General features: G+C 72.4%; 18 protein-coding genes. 13 read left to right on the top strand and 5 right to left on the bottom strand.

What is annotated here, in order from left to right; genetic code table 11:
• Positions 1-112: 112 nt before the first annotated feature.
• From DEI95_RS03635 to DEI95_RS03625, 3 genes are all read left to right on the top strand, one after another.
• The gene (locus DEI95_RS03635; RefSeq protein WP_110900450.1) at positions 113-1939 is read left to right on the top strand and encodes an ABC transporter ATP-binding protein; all 1827 of its coding nucleotides are present in this window, start codon (positions 113-115) and stop codon (positions 1937-1939) included.
• Between the two features lie 125 nt (positions 1940-2064).
• Positions 2065-3873 carry an ABC transporter ATP-binding protein gene (locus tag DEI95_RS03630; protein ID WP_111059585.1) on the top strand — a complete coding sequence of 603 codons (1809 nt, stop codon included), beginning with the start codon at positions 2065-2067 and terminating at the stop codon, positions 3871-3873.
• 64 nt (positions 3874-3937) lie between these two features.
• Entirely contained in the window at positions 3938-4438 is a 501-nt protein-coding gene (locus DEI95_RS03625) for a DUF805 domain-containing protein (RefSeq protein WP_111059421.1), read from the top strand.
• Here the strand turns inward: DEI95_RS03625 and DEI95_RS03620 are convergent.
• Together DEI95_RS03620 and DEI95_RS03615 are read right to left on the bottom strand one after the other, a co-directional pair.
• Positions 4435-4794, bottom strand: coding sequence for an MGMT family protein (locus tag DEI95_RS03620; RefSeq protein ID WP_111059420.1), 360 nt, complete (start codon positions 4792-4794; stop codon positions 4435-4437). The two genes, DEI95_RS03625 and DEI95_RS03620, sit on opposite strands and share 4 nt — an antisense overlap.
• An 8-nt stretch (positions 4795-4802) precedes the next feature.
• Positions 4803-5255 (bottom strand): GNAT family N-acetyltransferase, encoded by a 453-nt coding sequence (locus DEI95_RS03615; RefSeq protein WP_110824170.1) that lies wholly within the window; start codon positions 5253-5255, stop codon positions 4803-4805.
• Between the two features lie 81 nt (positions 5256-5336).
• Between DEI95_RS03615 and DEI95_RS03610 the strand changes: the two genes are divergently transcribed.
• The 9 genes from DEI95_RS03610 (at position 5337) to DEI95_RS03570 (ending at position 17469) form a co-directional block, all read left to right on the top strand.
• A complete protein-coding gene (locus DEI95_RS03610; RefSeq protein WP_111059419.1) occupies positions 5337-6611 on the top strand; it encodes an ROK family transcriptional regulator in 1275 nt (424 codons plus the stop codon).
• Between the two features lie 29 nt (positions 6612-6640).
• Positions 6641-7492: a PhzF family phenazine biosynthesis protein gene (locus DEI95_RS03605; RefSeq protein ID WP_111059418.1), complete on the top strand. Its 852-nt coding sequence runs from the start codon at positions 6641-6643 to the stop codon at positions 7490-7492.
• Positions 7493-7765: 273 nt separating this feature from the next.
• Positions 7766-9121 carry an extracellular solute-binding protein gene (locus DEI95_RS03600; RefSeq protein ID WP_111059417.1) on the top strand — a complete coding sequence of 452 codons (1356 nt, stop codon included), beginning with the start codon at positions 7766-7768 and terminating at the stop codon, positions 9119-9121.
• A gap of 102 nt (positions 9122-9223) precedes the next feature.
• Positions 9224-10174: a carbohydrate ABC transporter permease gene (locus DEI95_RS03595; protein WP_111059416.1), complete on the top strand. Its 951-nt coding sequence runs from the start codon at positions 9224-9226 to the stop codon at positions 10172-10174.
• Between the two features lie 2 nt (positions 10175-10176).
• Entirely contained in the window at positions 10177-11076 is a 900-nt protein-coding gene (locus DEI95_RS03590) for a carbohydrate ABC transporter permease (protein ID WP_110900456.1), read from the top strand.
• A 46-nt stretch (positions 11077-11122) separates the two neighbouring features.
• Positions 11123-14167 (top strand): glycoside hydrolase family 38 C-terminal domain-containing protein, encoded by a 3045-nt coding sequence (locus DEI95_RS03585; protein ID WP_111059415.1) that lies wholly within the window; start codon positions 11123-11125, stop codon positions 14165-14167.
• A gap of 265 nt (positions 14168-14432) precedes the next feature.
• Positions 14433-15734: an ice-binding family protein gene (locus DEI95_RS03580; RefSeq protein WP_111059414.1), complete on the top strand. Its 1302-nt coding sequence runs from the start codon at positions 14433-14435 to the stop codon at positions 15732-15734.
• A gap of 132 nt (positions 15735-15866) precedes the next feature.
• Positions 15867-16613, top strand: a complete 747-nt coding sequence (locus DEI95_RS03575; protein WP_111059413.1) for a histidine phosphatase family protein — start codon at positions 15867-15869, stop codon at positions 16611-16613.
• Positions 16606-17469: an NAD(P)H-hydrate dehydratase gene (locus tag DEI95_RS03570; protein WP_110891113.1), complete on the top strand. Its 864-nt coding sequence runs from the start codon at positions 16606-16608 to the stop codon at positions 17467-17469. Before DEI95_RS03575 ends, DEI95_RS03570 begins: the two co-directional genes overlap by 8 nt.
• Before the next feature lie 5 nt (positions 17470-17474).
• Here the strand turns inward: DEI95_RS03570 and DEI95_RS03565 are convergent, their stop codons facing one another.
• Positions 17475-17912 (bottom strand): YdeI/OmpD-associated family protein, encoded by a 438-nt coding sequence (locus DEI95_RS03565; protein WP_111059412.1) that lies wholly within the window; start codon positions 17910-17912, stop codon positions 17475-17477.
• 119 nt (positions 17913-18031) lie between these two features.
• Positions 18032-18511: an NUDIX domain-containing protein gene (locus DEI95_RS03560; protein WP_110824159.1), complete on the bottom strand. Its 480-nt coding sequence runs from the start codon at positions 18509-18511 to the stop codon at positions 18032-18034.
• 84 nt (positions 18512-18595) lie between these two features.
• Between DEI95_RS03560 and nagB the strand changes: the two genes are divergently transcribed.
• Entirely contained in the window at positions 18596-19381 is a 786-nt protein-coding gene (gene nagB / locus DEI95_RS03555) for a glucosamine-6-phosphate deaminase (RefSeq protein WP_111059411.1), read from the top strand.
• A gap of 11 nt (positions 19382-19392) precedes the next feature.
• Here nagB and DEI95_RS03550 read toward each other — a convergent pair whose 3' ends face one another.
• Positions 19393-20562 carry a MalY/PatB family protein gene (locus DEI95_RS03550; RefSeq protein ID WP_111059410.1) on the bottom strand — a complete coding sequence of 390 codons (1170 nt, stop codon included), beginning with the start codon at positions 20560-20562 and terminating at the stop codon, positions 19393-19395.
• Positions 20563-20579 lie beyond the last annotated feature (17 nt).

Here is a 20579-nt window from a genome sequence, read left to right as displayed (position 1 = left end):
CGTGACCGGGCAACCGGCCGACCAGACCACGCAACGCACCCCGGGCCTCCCGTCCGGACAGGGCCAGCCCCTGGCCGACGGGACCCGGCACGAAGCACGAGGACGCACACGCATGTCCCAGGGACCCGATCGGGAACCGGCGCCGACCCCGGCGCGACCGTCCACCGCCCGCGCGCTCGGACGGCTCTGGCCCTACGTCCAGCCCTACCGATGGCGTCTGCTCGGCGGGATGCTGGCGGCGCTCGGCGCCTCCGTCGTCGCGCTCGCCATCCCGTACGTCCTGCAGGCCCTCGTCGACGGGCCGCTCGCATCCGGGGACGGCGGACTCATCCTGCCCGCCGGAGCCGCGGTGCTCGCGCTCGGTGTCCTCGAGGCGTTCTTCATCGCCTCGCGCCGGAAGCTCGTCATGCGGCCGTCGACCCGCATCGAGGCGAGCATGCGGAACGCGCTCTACGCGAAGCTGCAGGACCTGCCCGTCGCGTTCCACGACCGGTGGGAGTCCGGGCAGCTGCTGTCCCGCTCGGTGTCCGACCTGTCGCTCATCCGGCGCTGGCTGGCGTTCGGCATCGTGCTCCTCGTCGTGAACGTCGTGACGATCGTCATCGGGTTCGCCGTGCTCTTCACGTTCGGCTGGCAGCTCGGCCTCATCTTCCTGGTGGCGTCGATCCCGGTGTGGGTGAACAGCGTCCTGTTCGAGCGGAAGTACTCGATCGTCGCCCGCCGCAGCCAGGACCAGGTCGGCGACCTCGCGACGAGCGTCGAGCAGTCGGTGCACGGCATCCGCGTGCTCAAGGCGTTCGGGCGGGGCCGGTACAAGCTCGACGAGTTCGCCGAGCAGGCCGAGCAGCTGCGCGGCACCGAGATCGAGAAGGCCAAGGCGATCGCGGCGATCTGGCTGTGGCTGCTGCTCGTGCCGGACGTGGCGTTCGCGCTCTGCCTGCTCGCCGGCATCTGGCTCGCCAGCCAGGGGGACCTCAGCGTCGGGCAGCTCTTCGCGTTCTTCGCGACCGCGACCGTGCTGCGCTTCCCGATCGAGTCGATCGGGTTCTTCCTGTCGATGACGTTCGACACCCGCACCGCAGTGGACCGGTACTTCGAGGTCATGGACTCCGAGAACACGATCACGGACCCCGCGGAGCCGAAGACCATCACCGAGCCGCACGGTGCGCTCTCGTTCAACGCGACGCACTTCCGCTACCAGGACTCCCCGCCGCAGTTCCCCGACCTGGTGGACGGCGTCGAGCTGCACCTGCAGCCCGGCGAGACGATGGCGCTCGTCGGACTCACCGGCTCCGGCAAGACCACCCTGCTGTCGCTCGTGCCCCGGTTGTACGACGTCACGGGTGGGTCCGTCACGATCGACGGCGTCGACGTGCGGGACCTCACCCGAGCCGAACTCCGACGGCACGTCGCGGTCGCCTTCGAGGACGCGACCCTGTTCTCGTCGAGCGTGCGCGACAACGTCCTGCTCGGCCGCCCCGACCTGACCGGGGCGGAGGCCGAGCGGATCATGCGCGAGGCCCTCGACATCGCGCAGGCGTCCTTCGTGGACGACCTGCCCGAGGGCGTCGACACCCGGGTCGGAGAAGAAGGGCTGTCGTTGTCCGGCGGGCAGCGGCAGCGACTCGCGCTCGCCCGGGCGATCGCGGCGCGGCCGAGCGTGCTCGTCCTCGACGACCCGCTGTCGGCGCTCGACGTGGACACCGAGGCCCGGGTGGAGGCCGGTCTCCGCCGGGTCCTCGCCGACACGACCTCGCTCATCGTGGCCCACCGTCCGTCGACCGTGACGCTCGCGGACCGGGTGGCGCTCATGGAGGACGGCCGCGTCACCGCCGTCGGCACGCACGCCGAGCTGATGGCCACGAACGAGCACTACCGCGCCGTCATCTCGTCGCTCGACGACGACGACGCAGACGACCGAGAGGAGGCGATGGCATGAGCGACGAGACCGACCAGGACGCGCGCGTGACCGTCGACCAGGAACCCACGGGCGGATCGGTGCCGGTGGCGCAGGTCGGCACCGGCACGCAGGCAGCCGAGGCAGCGGCCCCGGTCACCGCGTCGATCACCGTGCACGGGGTGCGCGGCGAGGAACGCGAGGACTTCACGAAGGCCGAGAGCCGTCGCCTGCGGCGCCGGTCGCTCGCGCTGCTCGGCTCGCTCGCCGCGCCGCTGCGGGCACGGCTCTGGGGCATCGCCGTCGTCGTGGTGCTCGCGACCGCCGGGCAGGTCGCCGGTCCGGCGCTCATCGCCTGGGGCATCGACCACGCCCTGCCCACCGTGCTCGACCGGGACGACTGGGCGCCGGCGTTCCTCGTCGTGGGGTCGTACATCACGATCGCGGTCGTCGGTGCCGTCCTCACCGCCTGGTACACCGTGCTGTCCGCGCGGATCAGCCAGGCGATCCTGTTCGACCTGCGGAAGCGGGTGTTCCTGCACACGCAGCGGCTCTCGCTCGAGTTCCACGAGACGTACACCTCGGGCCGGATCATCTCCCGCCAGACGAGCGACCTCGACTCGATCCGGGAACTGCTCGACTCCGGGTTGAACCAGCTCATCCAGGGCGTGCTGTACATGCTCTTCACCGCGGTGGCGCTCGTGCTCCTCGACCCGACCTCCGGCCTGGTGCTCGCGGTCGCCCTCGTGCCGCTGTGGTTCCTGACCCGGTGGTTCCAGCAGCGCTCGCAGCAGCTCTTCCGGTCCACCCGGACGACGAGTGCCCGCGTGATCGTGCACTTCGTCGAGACGATGACCGGCATCCGCGCGGTGCAGGCGTTCCGCAAGGAGTCCCGCAACGAGGTCGAGTACGGCGAGCAGGTCGAGCAGAACCGGCAGGCGAACGCCCGCGTGTTCAACCTGTTCGGGATCTTCGACCCGGGTCTGGTGCTCATCGGGAACGCGACGCTCGCCGCGGTCGTCATCGTCGGCGGCTTCCGGGTCGTCGGCGGGTCGCTCGAGATCGGCGCGCTGCTCGCGGTCGCGCTGTACGCCAAGCGGTTCTTCGACCCGGCGCAGGAACTCGCCATGTTCTACAACAGCTACCAGTCGGCCTCGGCGGCGATGGAGAAGATCTCCGGCGTCCTCGAGGAGCAGCCGAGCGTCCCGGACCCGGCGAAGCCGGTGAAGCTGCCGGACGCGGCCGGCCGGGTCGACTTCGAGCACGTCGCGTTCGCCTACAAGGAGGACCGCGTCGTGCTGCCGGAGTTCGACCTGCACATCCCGGCGGGGCAGACCATCGCGCTCGTGGGGTCCACCGGTGCCGGCAAGTCGACGCTCGCGAAGCTCATGGCGCGGTTCTACGACCCGACCTCGGGCGCGGTCACCCTGGACGGGGTCGACCTGCGGGACCTCGACCCGAAGGACATGCGCCGGGCGGTCGTCATGGTGACGCAGGAGGCGTACCTGTTCTCCGGCTCGGTGGCGGACAACATCGAGCTCGGTCGACCGGGAGCCTCCCGAGCGGACATCGTGGCGGCGGCGAAGGCGGTCGGCGCCCACGCGTTCATCACGGCACTGCCGGACGGGTACGACACCGACGTGAACAAGCGCGGCGGCCGGGTGTCGGCAGGGCAACGGCAGCTGCTGTCGTTCGCCCGCGCGTTCCTGGCGGACCCGAAGGTGCTCATCCTCGACGAGGCCACGGCGTCGCTCGACATCCCGTCGGAGCGGCTGGTGCAGGAGGGGCTCGAGACCCTGCTCGCCGACCGGACCGCGGTGATCATCGCGCACCGGCTGTCGACCGTCGCAATCGCCCACCGGGTGCTCGTGATGGAGTACGGCCGCATCGTCGAGGACGGCACGCCCGCCGACCTCATCGCCGGGACGGGACGGTTCTCGCAGCTGCACGCGGCCTGGCGGGACTCGCTGGTCTAGTGATGTCCGCGGAGGGGGTGCGTCCCGTCCGGGGCGGGACCGGACGCCGTGGTTTGCTGGGGGGATGAGCAGCAACGACGTCCAGCCGGGAGGCGTCGCCCTGCGCGACCCCTTCGTCGGCGCCCCCTTCGCCGAGGCCGTCCGGCGGTTCTGGCGGAAGTACACGGTGTTCACCGGCCGGGCGTCCCGCTCCGAGTTCTGGTGGTGGTGGCTCACGTCGTTCGCGGTCGGCCTCGTGCTGCAGCTCGTGCCGCAGGCGTTCACCCCGGACGCCCCGCTGCTCGAGAACCCCGTCGGGTCCTACCTGTTCGTGCTCTGGGCCCTCGTGACGCTCGTCGGCGGGCTGGCCCTCGGGGCGCGGCGGCTGCACGACGCGAACCTGTCCGGCTTCTGGCAGTTCCTGCACGTGCTCCCGGGCATCGGGTCGCTCGTGCTCTTCGTGTTCTTCCTGCTGCCGTCGAACCCGAAGGGCACGCGGTTCGACCTGCAGCCCGGCCCGGCGACGCCCGGCCCGGCGACGCCCGGCCCAGCGACGCCCGGCTCGGGGACGTCCGCGCGGCGCTAGTCCGACCGGTCGTCCGCGGTCGGCGACCAGCGCGCACGGCGCATGTCGAGCCTCCAGGCCGCGTCGTCGTCGACCGCACGCGTCGGGCGCAGCGGCGTGCCCTCGGCGCGGTAGTGCTCGAGGGCGCGTGCCTCGTGGCGGACCGGTGGCAGCCCGCCGGCCCGGACGACCCGCCACCAGGGCAGGTCGGCGCCCTCGTGGGCCATCACCTTGCCGACCGCACGGGCGGCACGGGAGCCGAGCACGGCGGCGACGTCGCCGTACGTCATCACACGACCGGGCGGGATGGCACGGACGACCGCCGCGACGGCGGCACCGAAGTCGTCCGCGCCCTCGCGGGACGACGGGGCCGACACGACGGCGCCTAGAGCGTCAGCGCCGCGAAGTGGTCGCCGTACTGGGTCTCGCCGATCACCCGGAAGCCGATCGCCTCGAAGAACGCCGCCGGGCTGCCGGCACCGGGCTCGTAGACCACGGTCAGGCGCTCGAAGCCGCGCTTGCGGGCCTCCTCGGCCAGACCGTGCACGGCGAACCGGCCGACACCGCGGCCCTGCGCGTTCGCGGCGACGTTGACCCGCCAGATGCAGCTGCGCAGTTCTTCCTGCGCGTTGTCGGCGTCGAAGCTGCCGATGATGAGCCCGACGACCTCGTCCCCGTCCAGGACGACCCGCGGCCACGAGGCGCTCGGCTTCACGTCCGACTCGGCCTGCGCGTACGAGGTCGGCTGGACGAACTGCTCCTGCCCCGGCTTCAGCGTCAGCGAGTTGGCCGCTGCGGCGGTCGCTGCGGAGAGTTCTTCGAGGCGGAGGTCCGTCATGTCGGTCAGGCTAACGGTGCGGGCGGGTCGGATGCCAGCGGTGCGACGGAGGCAGCGTGCTCCGGCGGTATCGTCGCTCGGGTGGCGGAGCATCGACGTGGGGCGAACCTGCCGTCGCTGGGCGGCTTCAACCGCACGGTCGTGCTCGACGCCGTCCGCCGCTCACCCGACGGGCTGAGCCGCGTCGAACTCGCGGCCCGCACCGGCCTCAGCCCGCAGACGGTCTCGAACGTCACCCGGTACCTCATCGACGGCGGCATGATCGTCGAGTCCGGCACGGTGGTGTCCGGGCGCGGCAAGCCGCGCACGATCCTCCGTCTGGAGGCCCGCAGCCGCTTCGCCGTCGGGGTGCACGTCGACCCCGCGGTCGTCACGTACGTGCTGCTCGACCTGGCGGGTGCGGTGGTGGCCGAGGCCACCACGTCGACCCCGAGCGCCGAGGACCCGGAGCAGGTGATCCGGACGATGGCGTCCGCGGTCGACGAACTCGTCCGTCGCGCCGACGTCGACCCCGACGCCGTGCTCGGGGTCGGGGTCGCCTCGCCGGGGCCGATCGACGCGGCCGCCGGCATCGTGCTCGACCCGCCGTTCCTGCCGCGGTGGCGGGACGTGGCGCTCCGGGATGCCCTCGGCGACGCGACCGGGTACCCCGTGCTCCTCGAGAAGGACGTCACCGCCGCGGCGGTCGGCGAGTTGTTCCTGGCGCGGGAGGCAGCGGCGCGGGACTTCGCGTTCGTGTACTTCGGCACCGGGTTCGGCGTCGGGCTCGTCATCGACCACGAGCCCGTCCGCGGGTCCGGGGCGAACGCCGGGGACGCCGGACACATCATGGTCGACCAGGGGAGCCTCGCCGGCACGCCCGACGGCGAGGGCGCGCGTGGCGAGGTCGGAGCCACCGTGACGCCCGACCGGCTCGTGCGGATCGCGGCGGAGCGTGGCGTCCCGCTCGGGGCCGTGGACGAGCTCGCGGGCGACGGGGTGGACGCCGGGGTCGACCTCGCGGCCGTCGACCGGGCGTGGGACGCGCTCGGGGACGCGGTCGCGGCCGGGGAGCCGGTCGCGTCGGCGTTCGCGGCCGAGGTCGGCACGGTGATGGGACGGGCGGTGGTCGTCATCGTCAACCTCCTCGACGTGGACCGGGTCGTCTTCGGCGGGCCGTTCTGGTCGCGGATCGCACCCGCTGCCCTCCCGGCGGCGACGGCGGCGATCGCCGGGTCGCCGATCCTCGTCCCGAAGCACCCCGTGACCGTGGTCGAGAGCCAGCGCGGTGCGGACGTGGCCGCGGTCGGGGCGGCCTGCCTGGTGCTCGACGCGGCGCTGTCGCCGCGCGCGAGCACGTTGCTCATCGCGCACTGAGGGTCGCGCACGCTCGGTAGCCTCGGACCGTGCAGCACGTCGAGGTCCTCCGGTACACCGCGTTCGCCGACCCGCGGGCCGGTGCGCACGGCGGCAACCCGGCCGGGGTCGTCCTCGACGCCGCGGCCCTCACCGACGACGAGATGCTCGCGATCGCGCAGCGGGTCGGGTACTCCGAGACCGCCTTCGTCACCGGGTGGGACGGGGACCGGGTCTGGGTGCGCTACTTCTCCCCGGCCGCCGAGGTGCCGTTCTGCGGCCACGCGACGGTCGCGCTCGCGGTGGCGATCGCCGAGCGGCAGGGGCCCGGGCAGCGGGTGTTCGTCACACGGTCGGGCGACGTCGTGCTCGACACGGTCCGGTCCGCGGGCGTCGTACACGTCGCGATGACGAGCGTCGAGCCCGCGACCCGGCCGCTGCCCGACGACCGGCTGCTGCCGCTGCTCGACCTGCTCGGACTCGTGCCGGACGACCTCGACGCGGCGCACCCGCCCCTCGAGGCCTTCGCCGGCAACTGGCACCCCGTGCTCGTCCTCGCCGACGCGGACCTGTTCCACCAGTTCCGGTTCGCCCCTGCGGCGCTCGCCGACCTCATGCGACGGAGCGGGTGGCCGGCGACCGTGACCGTGCTGCACCCGGTGACGCCGGGGGAGTACGAGGCGCGGAACCTGTTCCCGGTCGGCCGCATCACGGAGGACCCGGCGACGGGATCGGCCGCCGCATCCGTCGGGGCGTACCTGCGGGAGACCGGCGTAGCCGTGCCGGGTGACCGGGTCGTGATCCGGCAGGGGCGGCACGTCGGACGGCCGAGCGTGCTGCTCGTCGACGTGCCCGTGAGCGGCGGCGTCACCGTCACCGGCGGGGCGACCCCGATCCGGTAGCCGCCCACCCGGGCCCGGGCCCGGCACGGACCCGGGCCGGTCGCAGTCGAGCCGACGGGCCGCTTCGCGCGCAGCGACACCGTTCGTGCTCGCTGACGCGGAGAACGTCGCGCAGCGCGAACCAAGCCGGACCGGACCGCCCCCGCCGCGCGCAGGTCACGAACCGGACGCGCTTCCCGTCGAACGCTTGACAACGTTCAAATCCATACGATGGACTAAACCGGCAACGCGGGCAACGGAGTCCGCGACCTTCACCCGTGCAAAGGAGCACCGATGAAACGCACCCGCATCATCGCCGGATTCGCCGCCGTGGCCGTCGCCTCGGTCGGACTCGCCGGCTGCTCGAGCTCGGGGTCCGCCTCGAGCGACACGATCAAGATCGCCTACCAGAAGTTCGGCGCCTTCCAGCAGCTCGACGCCCAGATGAAGGTCGTCAAGAAGGAGTACGAAGAGGCGAACCCCGGCAAGGAGGTCGAACTCGTCCCGATCCAGGCGCAGGAGGACGACTACGCCACGAAGCTCGCGCTGATGAACCGGGCACCCGCGACCGCGCCCGACGTCATCTACGAGGACACGTTCCGCATCAAGGCCGACGCCGATGCCGGCTACCTGCAGCCGATCGACCAGTTCACCGAGAAGTGGGACGAGTGGGACCAGTTCTACGACAACGCGAAGCAGGCGGGTGAGGGGGAGGACGGCAAGATCTACGGCGTCCCGATGGGCACCGACACCCGTGCGCTCTGGTACAACAAGGAGATCTTCGAGAAGGCCGGTCTGCCCGTGCCGTGGAAGCCGGAGACCTGGGACGACGTCCTCGCCGCCGCGAAGACCATCAAGGAGCAGCAGCCGGACGTCATCCCGTTCAACATCTACTCCGGCAAGGCGCAGGGCGAGGCCTCGACCATGCAGGGCTTCGAGATGCTGCTCTACGGCGCGGACGGCGACGGCAACAGGCTGTACCGCGACGGCAAGTGGGTCGTCGGCTCGGAGCAGTTCCAGGACTCGCTGCAGTTCATCGAGGACGTCTACCAGGGCGACCTCGGGCCCACGCCGCAGCAGGCCCTCGACACCAACATCGGGACGACGATCACGCAGACGTGGCTGCCGGAGGGCAAGCTCGCGATCGACCTCGACGGTTCGTGGCAGTCCGGCACCTGGCTGGAGTCCGGCACCGCCCCGTGGGCCGAGTGGAACGACGTGATGGGTCAGGCGCCCTTCCCGACGCAGAACGGCCAGGAACCGGGCTACAACTCGATGTCCGGCGGCTGGACGCTCGCGGTCGGTTCGAAGTCGGGGAACCCGCAGGACGCGTTCGACTTCATCACGATGTTCCTCGACAAGGACGGCTCCATCAAGTACGACTCGGAGAACAGCCAGATCGCCGTCCGCAAGGACGTCGCCGAGGACCCGGCGTACACCGGCGCGAACCCGACCTTCGAGTTCTTCTCCGGGCTCGTGGAGCACACGAACTTCCGTCCGGCGACGAGCGAGTACGCACAGGTCTCGAACGCCATCCAGGTCGCGATGGAGTCCGTGATGACCGGTCAGCAGTCGCCCGCCGAGGCAGCGGCGGTCTACGACAAGGCCGTCGAGGGCGTCGTCGGCAAGGACGCCACCGTCGCCGGCTGACCGCCCGGCACCACCTGACGGGAGGCGCGGTGCCCGTCCGCCCCGCGCCTCCCGACAGCCCCCCATCTCCGGAACCCTCTCCGCACCCGGAAGGCATCCACCGTGTCCAGCACCCCCCTCGCGCCGACGCTGTCGGCCCCCGGTTCGCCGAACCGCGCCGACCCACCCTCGCCGCGGAAGCGGCGCTCGATGCGGAACGCGACGCGCGTCGTCCCGCTCCTGCCCGCCGTCGTCCTGCTCGTCGTGTTCCTGCTCGGGCCGGTCATCTCGTCGTTCTACGGCTCCTTCACGAACGCGGCGCTGACCGGCATCGACGCCGCGGACCAGCAGTTCGTCGGCTTCCAGAACTACGTCGAGCTCTTCCAGGACCCGGACTTCCCGAAGTCCGTGGTCCTGACGATCGTGTTCCTCATCGCCTCGGCGGTGGTGGGGCAGAACGTGCTCGGCCTCGGCCTCGCGCTGCTCATGCGCAGCGCGAACCGGGTCGTCCGCGGCGTCGTCGGCACCTTCGTCGTCGCCGCGTGGGTGCTGCCCGAGATCGTCGCCTCGTTCGCGGCGTACGCGTTCTTCCACGACGAGGGGACGCTGAACTCGTTCCTCGCGTCCCTCGGCGTCAGCGGGCCGAACTGGCTCTACACGTACCCGATGATCGCGGTCATCCTCGCGAACGTCTGGCGCGGGACGGCGTTCTCGATGCTCGTCTACTCGGCCGCCGTGCAGGAGGTCCCCGAGGAGATCACCGAGTCCGCCGAGGTCGACGGCGCCACCGGCTGGCAGCGTCTCGTCTACATCACGCTGCCGGTCATCCGCCGCAGCATCTCGACGAACCTCATGCTCACGACGCTGCAGACCCTGTCGGTCTTCACCCTCATCTTCGTGATGACGGGCGGCGGACCAGGCACGAACTCGTCGACCCTGCCGATCCTGGCGTACCAGGAGGCGTTCCAGTTCTCGCAGCTCGGCTTCGGGACGGCGATCGCGACCATCCTGCTCGTGGTCGGCGCGGTCTTCTCGATCATCTACATCAAGGCACTGAAGCCGGAGGTGGACTGACCATGGCCCTCACCGCTGACCGTCCGGTCTCGAACGTCACCCGCTCGGTGACCGCCCCGGGCGCGGTCCACATGACCTCGCCCCGGGGTCGCACCCTCCGGTGGGTGTCGAACATCGTCCTGCTCGTCATCGCGGTGTGCTTCGCGGTGCCGCTGCTCTGGCTCGTGCTCGCGTCGGTGGACACGCAGGCGTCGCTGTCGGTGAAGCTGCCGTCGCAGTTCACGCTCGACAACTTCACCCAGGTGCTCACGCCGGAACTGTCGTTCATCCCGCTCGCGAACAGCCTGCTGCTCTCCGGTGGCACGGCCGTCGTGACGGTCGTCGCCGCGCTCCTCGCCGCGTACCCGCTGTCCCGGTACAAGCTGCGCGTGAACAAGCCGTTCCTGTACAGCATCCTGTTCGGCACCGGTCTGCCCATCACCGCGATGATGGTCCCCGTCTACGCGCTCTTCGTGTCGCTCAACCTCATCGACAACATCTGGGGCTGCGTCTTCTTCCTCGCCGCGACCAGCCTGCCGATGGCGATCTGGATGGCGAAGAACTTCATGGACTCGGTGCCGATCTCGCTGGAGGAAGCGGCCTGGACCGACGGCGCCTCGATGTTCACGACGCTCACCCGCATCGTCGTGCCGCTCATGCGACCCGGCATCGCCGTGGTGTTCATCTTCGTGTTCATCCAGGCGTGGGGGAACTTCTTCGTCCCCTTCGTCCTGCTGCTCTCGCCCGACAAGGTGCCCGCCGCGGTGAGCATCTTCAACTTCTTCGGTCAGAACGGGGCCGTCGCGTACGGGCAGCTCGCCGCGTTCTCGATCGTCTACTCCGTGCCCGTCATCGCCCTCTACGTGCTCGTGTCCCGCGGCCTCGGCGGGGGCAACGCCCTCGCCGGCGGCATCAAGGGCTGACCACCGCACCCCAGCCGCGCTCACCACGCGGAACGAAAGGACCCCCATGCACCAGGACGAACCGCTCGTCGAGGCCCGCATCGCGCGACTCGTGCGGGACCGCGTCGACCCGAACGTCCACCGACGGGCATCGCCGGTGACGATCGAGGCCTGGCAGGTGCCGGACGAACCGGTGCCCTTCGCCGAGGCCGTGCAGCAGACGTACACGCCGTTCACGGTCGGCGAGCCGTGGGGCGCCCGACCGTGGGGCACCACGTGGTTCCGGGTCACCGGCACCGTGCCCGCGGACTTCGGCACCGCTGACGGCACCACCGCCGAGCTCCTCGTCGACCTCGGGTTCAGCAAGCGCCAGCCCGGGTTCCAGGCCGAAGGGCTCGCGTTCCGCCCGGACGGCTCCACCATCAAGGCCATCGAGCCGCGCAACGACACCGTCCCGCTGCAGGTCGGCCCGGGAGAGTCGTTCGAGCTCTACGTGGAGGCCGGCGCGAACCCCGACATCGGCGGCGACGACTTCCAGGGCGCCACCCCGCTCGGCTCGAAGCACACCGCCGGCGACGCCCCGATCTACCGGCTCCGCGCACTCGAGGTCGTCGAACGCGACGACACCGTGTGGGAGCTGCAGCAGGACCTCTGGGTGCTGCGCGGTCTCATGGCCGAGCTCCCGACCGACGGCACCCGCGGCGCCGACGTGCTCCGCGTGCTCGAACGGGCTGCGGACGCACTCGACCCCGATGACGTGGCCGGGACCGCCGCCGACGCCCGCGCCGTGCTGGCGACTGCGCTCGCCGTGCCCGCCAGTGCTGCTGCGCACCGCGCGATCGCCGTCGGGCACGCGCACATCGACTCCGCCTGGCTCTGGCCGGTGCGGGAGACGAAGCGCAAGTGCGCCCGGACGTTCTCGAACGTGCTCGACCTGATGGACCGCGACCCCGACTTCACGTTCGCGTGCTCGTCCGCCCAGCAGTACGCCTGGATGCGGGACGAGTACCCGGAGGTGTTCGGCAGGATCAAGCAGCGCGTCGCCGAGGGGCGGTGGATCCCGGTCGGCGGCATGTGGGTCGAGTCCGACACGAACCTGCCCGGTGGTGAGGCCCTGGCCCGGCAGTTCGTCGCCGGCAAGCGGTTCTTCCTCGAGGAGTTCGGCATCGACACCCCCGAGGCCTGGCTCCCCGACTCGTTCGGGTACACCGGCGCGCTCCCGCAGATCGTGCGCGCCGCGGGGTCGAAGTGGTTCGTCACGCAGAAGCCGTCGTGGAACGAGACGAACGTCATCCCGCACACGTCGTTCCTGTGGGAGGGCATCGACGGCTCCCGGGTCCTCACGCACCTGCCCCCGGCGGACACGTACAACTCCGACGTCTCGCCCGCGGACCTGCACCGGGGGGAGCGGCAGAACAAGGAGCGCGGCGTCGCGAACACCTCGATGCTGCTCTACGGCTTCGGTGACGGCGGTGGTGGCCCGACCCGCGAGATGGTCGCCGCCGCCCGACGCCAGCACGACCTGGACGGCTCGCCCCGCGTCGACCTCGGCACGCCGGCGCAGGTGTTCGAGGAGCTCGAACAGGCGCTGCCCACCCCCGGCGTCTGGTCCGGCGAGATGTACCTCGAGTTCCACCGCGGCACGTACACGTCGCAGGTCCGCACGAAGCAGGGCAACCGCCGCTCCGAGCACCTGCTCCGCGAGGCCGAGCTCTGGGCCTCCACCGCGGCCGTCCGGCTCGGGCAGGCGTACCCGTACGACGAACTCGAGTCGGCCTGGCACACCGTGCTGCTCCAGCAGTTCCACGACATCCTGCCGGGCTCGTCCATCGCCTGGGTCTACGAGAACGCGGAGGCCGAGTACGCCCGCGTCGCAGGTGTCCTCGAGGAGCTGATCGGCACGGCGACCTCCGCACTCGCCACCGGCGGCGCGGCCACCGCGGACCAGCCGGGAGGACCGGCCGCGTCCGCCCCGCAGGTCCGGTTCAACGCGTCCCCGGTGGTCGCCGACGGCGTGACCGCGCTGGGAGCCGCGCCCGTCGACGTGGCGCGGGCCGTGCCTCCCGAGCCGGACGGCGACCGGTTCGTCTTCGACACCGGTGCGGTCGTCGCGACCGTCGACGCGGCCGGGCACGTCGTGTCGTTCGTGGAGCGGGCCTCCGGGCGGGACGCCGTCGCCCCGGGCGCCGCAGCGGCTGAGTACACCGTGTTCCGCGACACCCCGAACCAGTGGGAGGCGTGGGACATCGACCGGGCGTACCAGCGCCACGGGTCCGCGCTCACCGCGACGAGCGTCACGGTCGAGGGTGACGCGCTCGTCGTCGTCCGTCCGTTCGGCAGCTCGACCGTGACCACCCGGTACACGGCGACCGAGGGGCAGCCCGAGCTGGTCGTCGAGACCGAGGTCGACTGGCACGAGCAGCAGAAGCTCCTCAAGCTGGCGTTCCCGCTCGACCTCAAGGCCGACCAGGCGTCGAGCGAGATCCAGTTCGGGCACATCGACCGGCCGACGCACCAGAACACCTCGTGGGACTTCGCACGGTTCGAGACGAGTGCGCACCGGTGGGTGCACGTCGCCGAGCCGGGCTTCGGGGTCGCGATCGCGAACGACTCGACCTACGGGCACGACGTCACGCGGAGCACCCGGGCGGACGGCGGGACCACCACCCAGGTGCGGGAGTCCCTCGTGCGCGGGCCGAAGTTCCCCGACCCCGAGGCCGACCAGGGGCACCACGTGTTCCGCACCGTGCTGCGCGTCGGCGCCTCGGTGCTCGACGCCGCCGACTCCGGGTACCGGCTCAACCTGCCGGTGCGGACGGTGCCCGGCGACACGGCCGTCGAACCGCTCGTCACCGTGTCGTCGCCGCAGGTGTTCGTCGAGGCCGTGAAGCTCGCCGAGGACCGGAGCGGGGACGTCGTCGTGCGGCTGTACGAGGCGCTCGGCGGTCGGGCGACCGACGTCGGCGTGGACTTCGGGTTCGACGTCGCCGGCGTCACCCGGGTGGACCTGCTCGAACGACCGCTCGACGACGGGACGTGGGAGGACGGCGGACCCGTCGTGCTGACGCTCCGGCCGTTCGAGATCGTCAGCCTGCGGGTGCGACGGGCGTAGTCGGGCGGGACGACCGCGGCGTCGGACGGGGCTCTGGGTGCACCCGTCCGACGCCGCTCCTGCGTGGTGCCCCCTGCACTGGGGGTCCGCGGCGGCCGGCGACCGCTCCGAGCGTGTGTGCGACCTGGGAGTCCGGCCGTGAGCGAGGCGGATCGGGCGTCTCCACCCCGTTCCGAGCAGATGTGACGCATACTCCGGAGACCGGAGATCATGCGTCCGTCGTCGACGAACGCACTGTGCCTCTCCCTCTCAGACAGGTGCCTCCATGGCCGCGTCACCGTTCCTCCGCAGCGTCCTGACGGGTGGTGCCGGTCTGGGCCTCGCAGTGTCGCTCGTCCTCACGGCGTCATCCGGCGCCTCCGCGGCCACCGAGATCGACGGGCCCGTCACGCTCGGGACCGCTGCCACCTACGGCGTCCTCGGGGCCAGCGCCGTCACCAACACCGGACCGACCGTCGTCAACGGTGACCTCGGCGTCTCGCCCGGCACCGCGGTCACCGGGTTCGGAGCGGCACCGGACGGCGTCGTCACCGGCACGGTCCGGTCCCGCACCGAGGCCGCGCAGGCGCAGCAGGACGCCCGGACCGCGTACGACGCGGCCGCGGCACTCACGCCGAGCGGCGTCGACGTCACCGACCTCGACAACCGTGCGCCGCTCGTCCCCGGGGTCTACTCCGGGGGTGCACTGGACCTGTCGGACGGCAACACGCTCACCCTCGACGGCGACGCGCAGTCGACCTGGGTGTTCCAGGCAGCGTCCACGCTGGTCGTCGGGACGGACACCCGGATCCTGATCACCGGCGGCGCGAGCTCGTGCAACGTCTTCTGGCAGGTCGGCAGCTCCGCGACCATCCAGAGCGGTGCGCAGTTCCAGGGCACCGTCCTCGCCCAGCAGTCCGTCACCGCGGTCACCGGTGCAACGGTCCAGGGCCGCCTGCTCGCCCTGAACGGCGCGGTGACGCTCGACACGAACACGATCACGCCGTCACAGACCTGCCCGCCGCCCGCCACCCCCACGCCGACCGTCGCGCCGTCGATCACCTCCGGCACGCCCACGGACGCGACGACCGGACAGCCCTACAGCCACACCGTGACCGCCACCGGGACGCCGACGCCGACCTTCACCGCCACGGGCCTGCCGACCGGTCTCACGATCGACAGCACCACCGGCGTCATCTCGGGCACCCCGACCGCGCCGGGGTCCTCGACCGTGACGATCACCGCCTCGAACGGCACCGGCCCGGCTGACACCCAGGTCGTCACCGTCCGGGTCCTGGCGCCCACCCCGACGCCGACCCCGACTCCCACCCCTGCGCCCACCGCTCCGGTCCCGACGCCGACGCCCACCACGCCGACGCCGACCCCCACCACGCCGGCCGGGACGACGCCGACCGGGACGACGCCGACCGCCGGTGACGTGGGTACCGGCACCGGTCGGACGCCCACCGGGACCCTTGCCTTCACCGGCAGCGACCCGACGCTCCCGCTCGGCATCGCCGGCGTGCTGCTGGCCGCGGGCCTCGGACTGACGGTCGTCGCCCGACGTCGTCGCGCAGGCCGCGTCTGACCCCGACCCCTCCCCGACGCACACGGCACCGCTCGTCCCCCGACGGGCGGTGCCGTGTGCGCCCGAGCGTCGAGGCGGGGCCGCGCCTCTGCCCGGGAACCGGTCCAGCGCCTCCCGGCTAGCGTCGCGGCCATGGCCGTCACCGAGATCTGGCTCGTCCGCCACGGAGAGTCCACCGCCAACGTCGCAGCAGCCCGGGCGGAGGCCGCCGGGGCCGACGTCATCGAGGTCGACCACCGGGACGCCGACGTCCCGCTGAGCCCGCTCGGCGAGGAGCAGTCGCGAGCGCTCGGAGCGGAACTCGCCGAACGCGGGGTCGACGACGTCCCGGTGGTGCTCTGGGTCTCCCCGTACCGACGCGCGCAGCAGACGATCGGCATCGCGCTCGAGGCCGGCGGCCTCGCCGAACCCCCGCGCCGCGTCGACGAGCGACTCCGCGACCGGGAGCTCGGCGTGCTCGACCGGCTCACCCGGACCGGCTCGGCGAACCTGCACCCCGACGAGGAGCAGCGCCGGCAGTGGCTCGGCAAGTACTACCACCGACCCGCGGGCGGGGAGTCCTGGGTCGACGTCATGCTCCGGCTGCGCTCGCTGCTCGCCGACGTGGACCGGCTCGACGGTGCCGACCGTCTCGTCATCGCCGCGCACGACGCCGTCGTCATGCTGGTCATCGCCGTCTGCCTCGACCTCGACGAGCCGGAGCTCATGGACTTCGCCGAGTCGCACACCGTCGCGAACGCCTCGTTGACCCGGCTCCGACGCGAGGGCCTCGGGAGCCGCTGGTCCCTCGAGGAGTTCTCCGGCACCGGCCACCTCGACGAGGACCCGGGCGCCACCGTCACCGAACACGAAGGCCGGAAGGACGACGCCCGTGTCTGAACCCACCCCCGTCACCCCGAACCTGCTGCGCGAGTGGACCCTGCCGGAGGTCGGCGGGAGCAAGTACGGCCGCGGGCAGGTGCTCGTCGTCGGCGGCGCGGCCAAGACCCCCGGTGCCGCGATGCTGTCCGCGACCGCGGCGCTCCGCGTCGGTGGTGGCCGACTGACGCTCGCCGTCGCGGAGAGCGTCGCCCCGCACGTCGCCGTCGCCCTGCCCGAGTCCGGCGTGCAACCGCTTCCCCAGGACGACGACGGCCACGTCGCGGTCGGCGCCGTCGACACCCTGACGGACGACCTCGCGAGCGCGGACGCCGTGCTCGTCGGACCGGGCCTGGACGAACCCGACGGCAGCCGTGACCTCGTCGCCGGACTCGCCGCGGCGGTCGGTGACGACACCATCGTGGTGCTCGACGCCTTCGCGCTCGGTGTCGCGGCGGACCTCGTGGACGAGCTCGCGCCCCTGCGCGGACGACTCGTGATGACCCCGAACTCCGGCGAGGCGGAACGGCTCCTCGGCCGTGACTGCTCCGACGACCACACCGACGCGGCGGAGATCGCCGAGCGCTTCGGCGCCGTCGTGTCGCTCGGCGGGGTCGTCGCCGCGCCGGACGGCCGGGCGTGGGCGAAGGGCACCGGTGCCGGCGGACTCGGGACGAGCGGCAGCGGCGACGTGCTCTCCGGCGCGATAACCGGCCTGCTGGCACGCGGGGCCGACGTCGCCCAGGCCACCGTCTGGGCGACCCAGGTGCACGCGGCGGCCGGCGACCGACTGGCCGTGCAGGTCGGGCCGATGGGGTACCTGGCGAGCGAGCTGCTCGGCGAGATCCCGCGGGTCCTGGTCGAGTTCGGCGCCTGACCGGGTCACCCCCGGAGCGACGCCACCGCCCTCTCGATGCGCCGCGCGCGGGTCTCCGGCGCCTTCGCCTGCTCGACCGGGTCGACGAGCGCCCGCTTGCGCGACCCCGACAGGGTGTCGAACGCCGCACGGACCCCCGCCGCGCTGAGCGCCGCGTCGAGGTCGGCGGGCACGTCGACGGTCCGCGGCAGGGAGTCGACCTCGAGGGACACGGTCACGCTGTCCCCGGCCGCGATCCCGGCAGCCGTCCGGTGCTCTGCGGACAGCGGGACGAGGAACTCCCCTCCCATGACGCCGACCGTCGACCGGTACGTGTACCCGCCGTCGATCGTGACGACGACCGCGGGACGCCGGCCCGACCCGAGTTCCTCGACGACCTCGGCCGGGACGGACAGGCCGGTCGCGTTGCCGCGCGCCTGCCGGACGGTCGTCGTGAACTGCATGCGGGCCTCCAGGGCGGCTCGGCGGCGTCAGCCGCGGTCTCCGGCGCGCTCGTCACGCACCACTGCGGATCCCCACGACGGTACCTGCGCCGGTGGCGTTCCGCCACCGGCGCCGACCGTCAGCGCTCGAAGCGGGCAGCGACCTCGTCGGCGAGGGCCGCGTCGACCCGTCGGCGCATGTCCTCCGACATGTCCGGGAGGCTCGTGACCGGTGCCCAGAACGCCTCCGTGTTCTCACCGTCGGCCGGGTACGGGTCGCCGGAGACCCAGCGGCAGGCGAAGACGAGGTCCATGTACTGGGCGCGGTCGCCGTTCGGGTAGGTCATCGGCTCGAGCGTCTGGACCCACGCCAGGCGTTCGGCGACGGCGACGACGTCGGCCTCCTCGAGGACCTCGCGCTCGGCGGCGACGGCGGGTTCCTCGCCCGGGTCGACGATGCCGGTGACCGGGGTGAGGGCGCCGTTGTCGGCGCGGCGGACGACGAGCACCTCGCGGTCGTCGCCCTCGCCGCGGGTGACGACCGCGGTGACGCCGGTGAGCCAGAGCAGGTCGTTCCCGACCTTCTCGCGCAGGGACAGGACGAAGTCGGGAGTGGGCATGCCGTCACGCTACCGGCCCCGGGTCCACCTCCCGCCGCCGCGCTCACCCTGTCCGTGACTGGTCATGACCAGTAGGCTGACGACGTGGAGATCATCATCCTGCCCAGCCCGGCGGAGGTCGGTCGCGTCGCCGCGGCCAAGATCGCGTCGGTCGTCACCACGAAGCCCGCGGCGGTCGTCGGGCTCGCCACCGGGTCGAGCCCGCAGGGCATCTACGCCGACCTGCGCCGCCGGGTCGAGGCCGGCGAGCTGTCGTTCGCGCAGGCGCGCGGGTTCGCCCTGGACGAGTACGTCGGCATCCCGCTCGAGCACCCCGAGTCGTACGCCAGCGTCATCGCCCGCGACGTCGTCGAGCCCCTCGGCTTCGACCCCACCCGGGTGCGCGTGCCGGACGGCCGCGCGGGGGACCTCGCCTTCGCCGCGAAGGAGTACGACGCCGCGATCCGCGCTGCCGGCGGGGTCGACGTGCAGATCCTCGGCATCGGGGCGAACGGGCACATCGGGTTCAACGAGCCGACGTCCTCGTTCGCGTCCCGCACCCGCATCAAGACGCTCGCGCCGTCCACGCGCGAGGCCAACGCACGGTTCTTCGACTCGCTCGACCAGGTGCCGACGCACTGCATGACCCAGGGGCTCGGCACGATCCTCGAGGCCCGCGAGCTCGTCCTCGTCGCCCAGGGCGCGGCGAAGGCGGACGCGGTCGCCGCCGCCGTCGAGGGTCCGCTGTCGTCCTTCGTGCCGGGCTCCGCGCTGCAGCTGCACGAGCACGCCACGGTCGTCGTGGACCAGGAAGCGGCCGCGGGCCTGCAGCTCGCCGACTACTACCGGTACACGTACGCGAACAAGCCGGAGTGGCAGCGGTTCGAGTAGCCCCGCGGAGGTCAGCGGGCGGCGGCCAGGCGCGCGAGCCCCTCGCGCAGGGTCTCCTCCGAGCAGCCGAAGTTGAGCCGGACGTGCCCGATGCCCTGCCGCCCGAAGTCCCGCCCGTTCGACAGCGCCACCTGCGCCCGGTCCACCAGGAGCGGCGCGGGGTCGTCGCCCCACGGCAGGGTCCGCAGGTCGAGCCAGGCCAGGTAGGAAGCCTGCGGCTGCCGGTACCCCGCGCCGGGCAGCGCGGCGCCGAGCTCCTCCGCGAGGACCCGGCGGTTCGCCGCCAGCTCGGCGAGCAGGGACGCCAGCCACGGGCCGCCCTCCGTGAACGCGGCGACGCTCGCGGTGTACCCGAGGATCCCGGTGCGCTCGACGACCTCGCCCGGCAGTCCGTCGAACCACCCGCGGGCACGGTCCGACGCGCCGACCATGAGGGCGCACTTCGTGCCGGCGAGGTTGAACGCCTTGCTCGCGCTCGTCAGGGCGATCCCGAGGGCCGCGGCCTCCGGGCACGAGTCGAGGAACGGCGTGAAGACGGCGTCTGCGTGCACGAGCGGGGCGTGGATCTCGTCGGACACCACCACGGCGTCCCACTCGGCGGCGAGCCGGGCGAGTGCCGCCAGGGACTCCCGGTCGTGCACGAGCCCGAGCGGGTTGTGCGGGTTGCACAGCAGCACGGTCCGGGCGCCGTCCGCGAAGGCCTGCCGCACGCCGTCCAGGTCCATCCGCCAGCCGGCCGTCGTGTCGAACGGGTCGGCCGGGCCCTCGGGGGCGAGGAGCGGCACCTCGGTGACGGACCCGCCGGCTTCGCCGACGTACTCCCAGAAGGGCGCGTACACGGGCGGCATGATGACGACCTGGTCCCCGGGCTCGATCACGCGGCGGAGGACCTCGACCGCCGCGACCGAGACGTCGGTGGTGGTCCGGACGAGGTCGGGGTCCAGCGACCAGCCCCACCGGTCGGCGGCGAAGTCGGAGAAGGCCTCGGGCAGCACCCGGTGGTGCCCGACGTACCCGGTGTCGCCGTCGGTGACCGCCCGGACCAGGGCATCCCGCACGGGTTCGGCGAGGGCGCAGTCCATCTCGGCGACGAACATCGGCAGCACCTCGGGGCCGAACGCGGTGTACTTCTCGCTCGTGCGGGTCCGGCGGGCATCGAACACGGAGACCATGACGCTCATGTCGTCATCCTCGCAGC

The sequence above is a fragment of the Curtobacterium sp. MCBD17_008 genome (genome assembly GCF_003234475.1).
In the GTDB taxonomy this organism is placed as follows: Bacteria; Actinomycetota; Actinomycetes; order Actinomycetales; family Microbacteriaceae; genus Curtobacterium.
The sequence above is the reverse complement of the archived record's forward strand: the minus strand, read 5'-3'. Positions and strand labels throughout refer to the sequence as shown.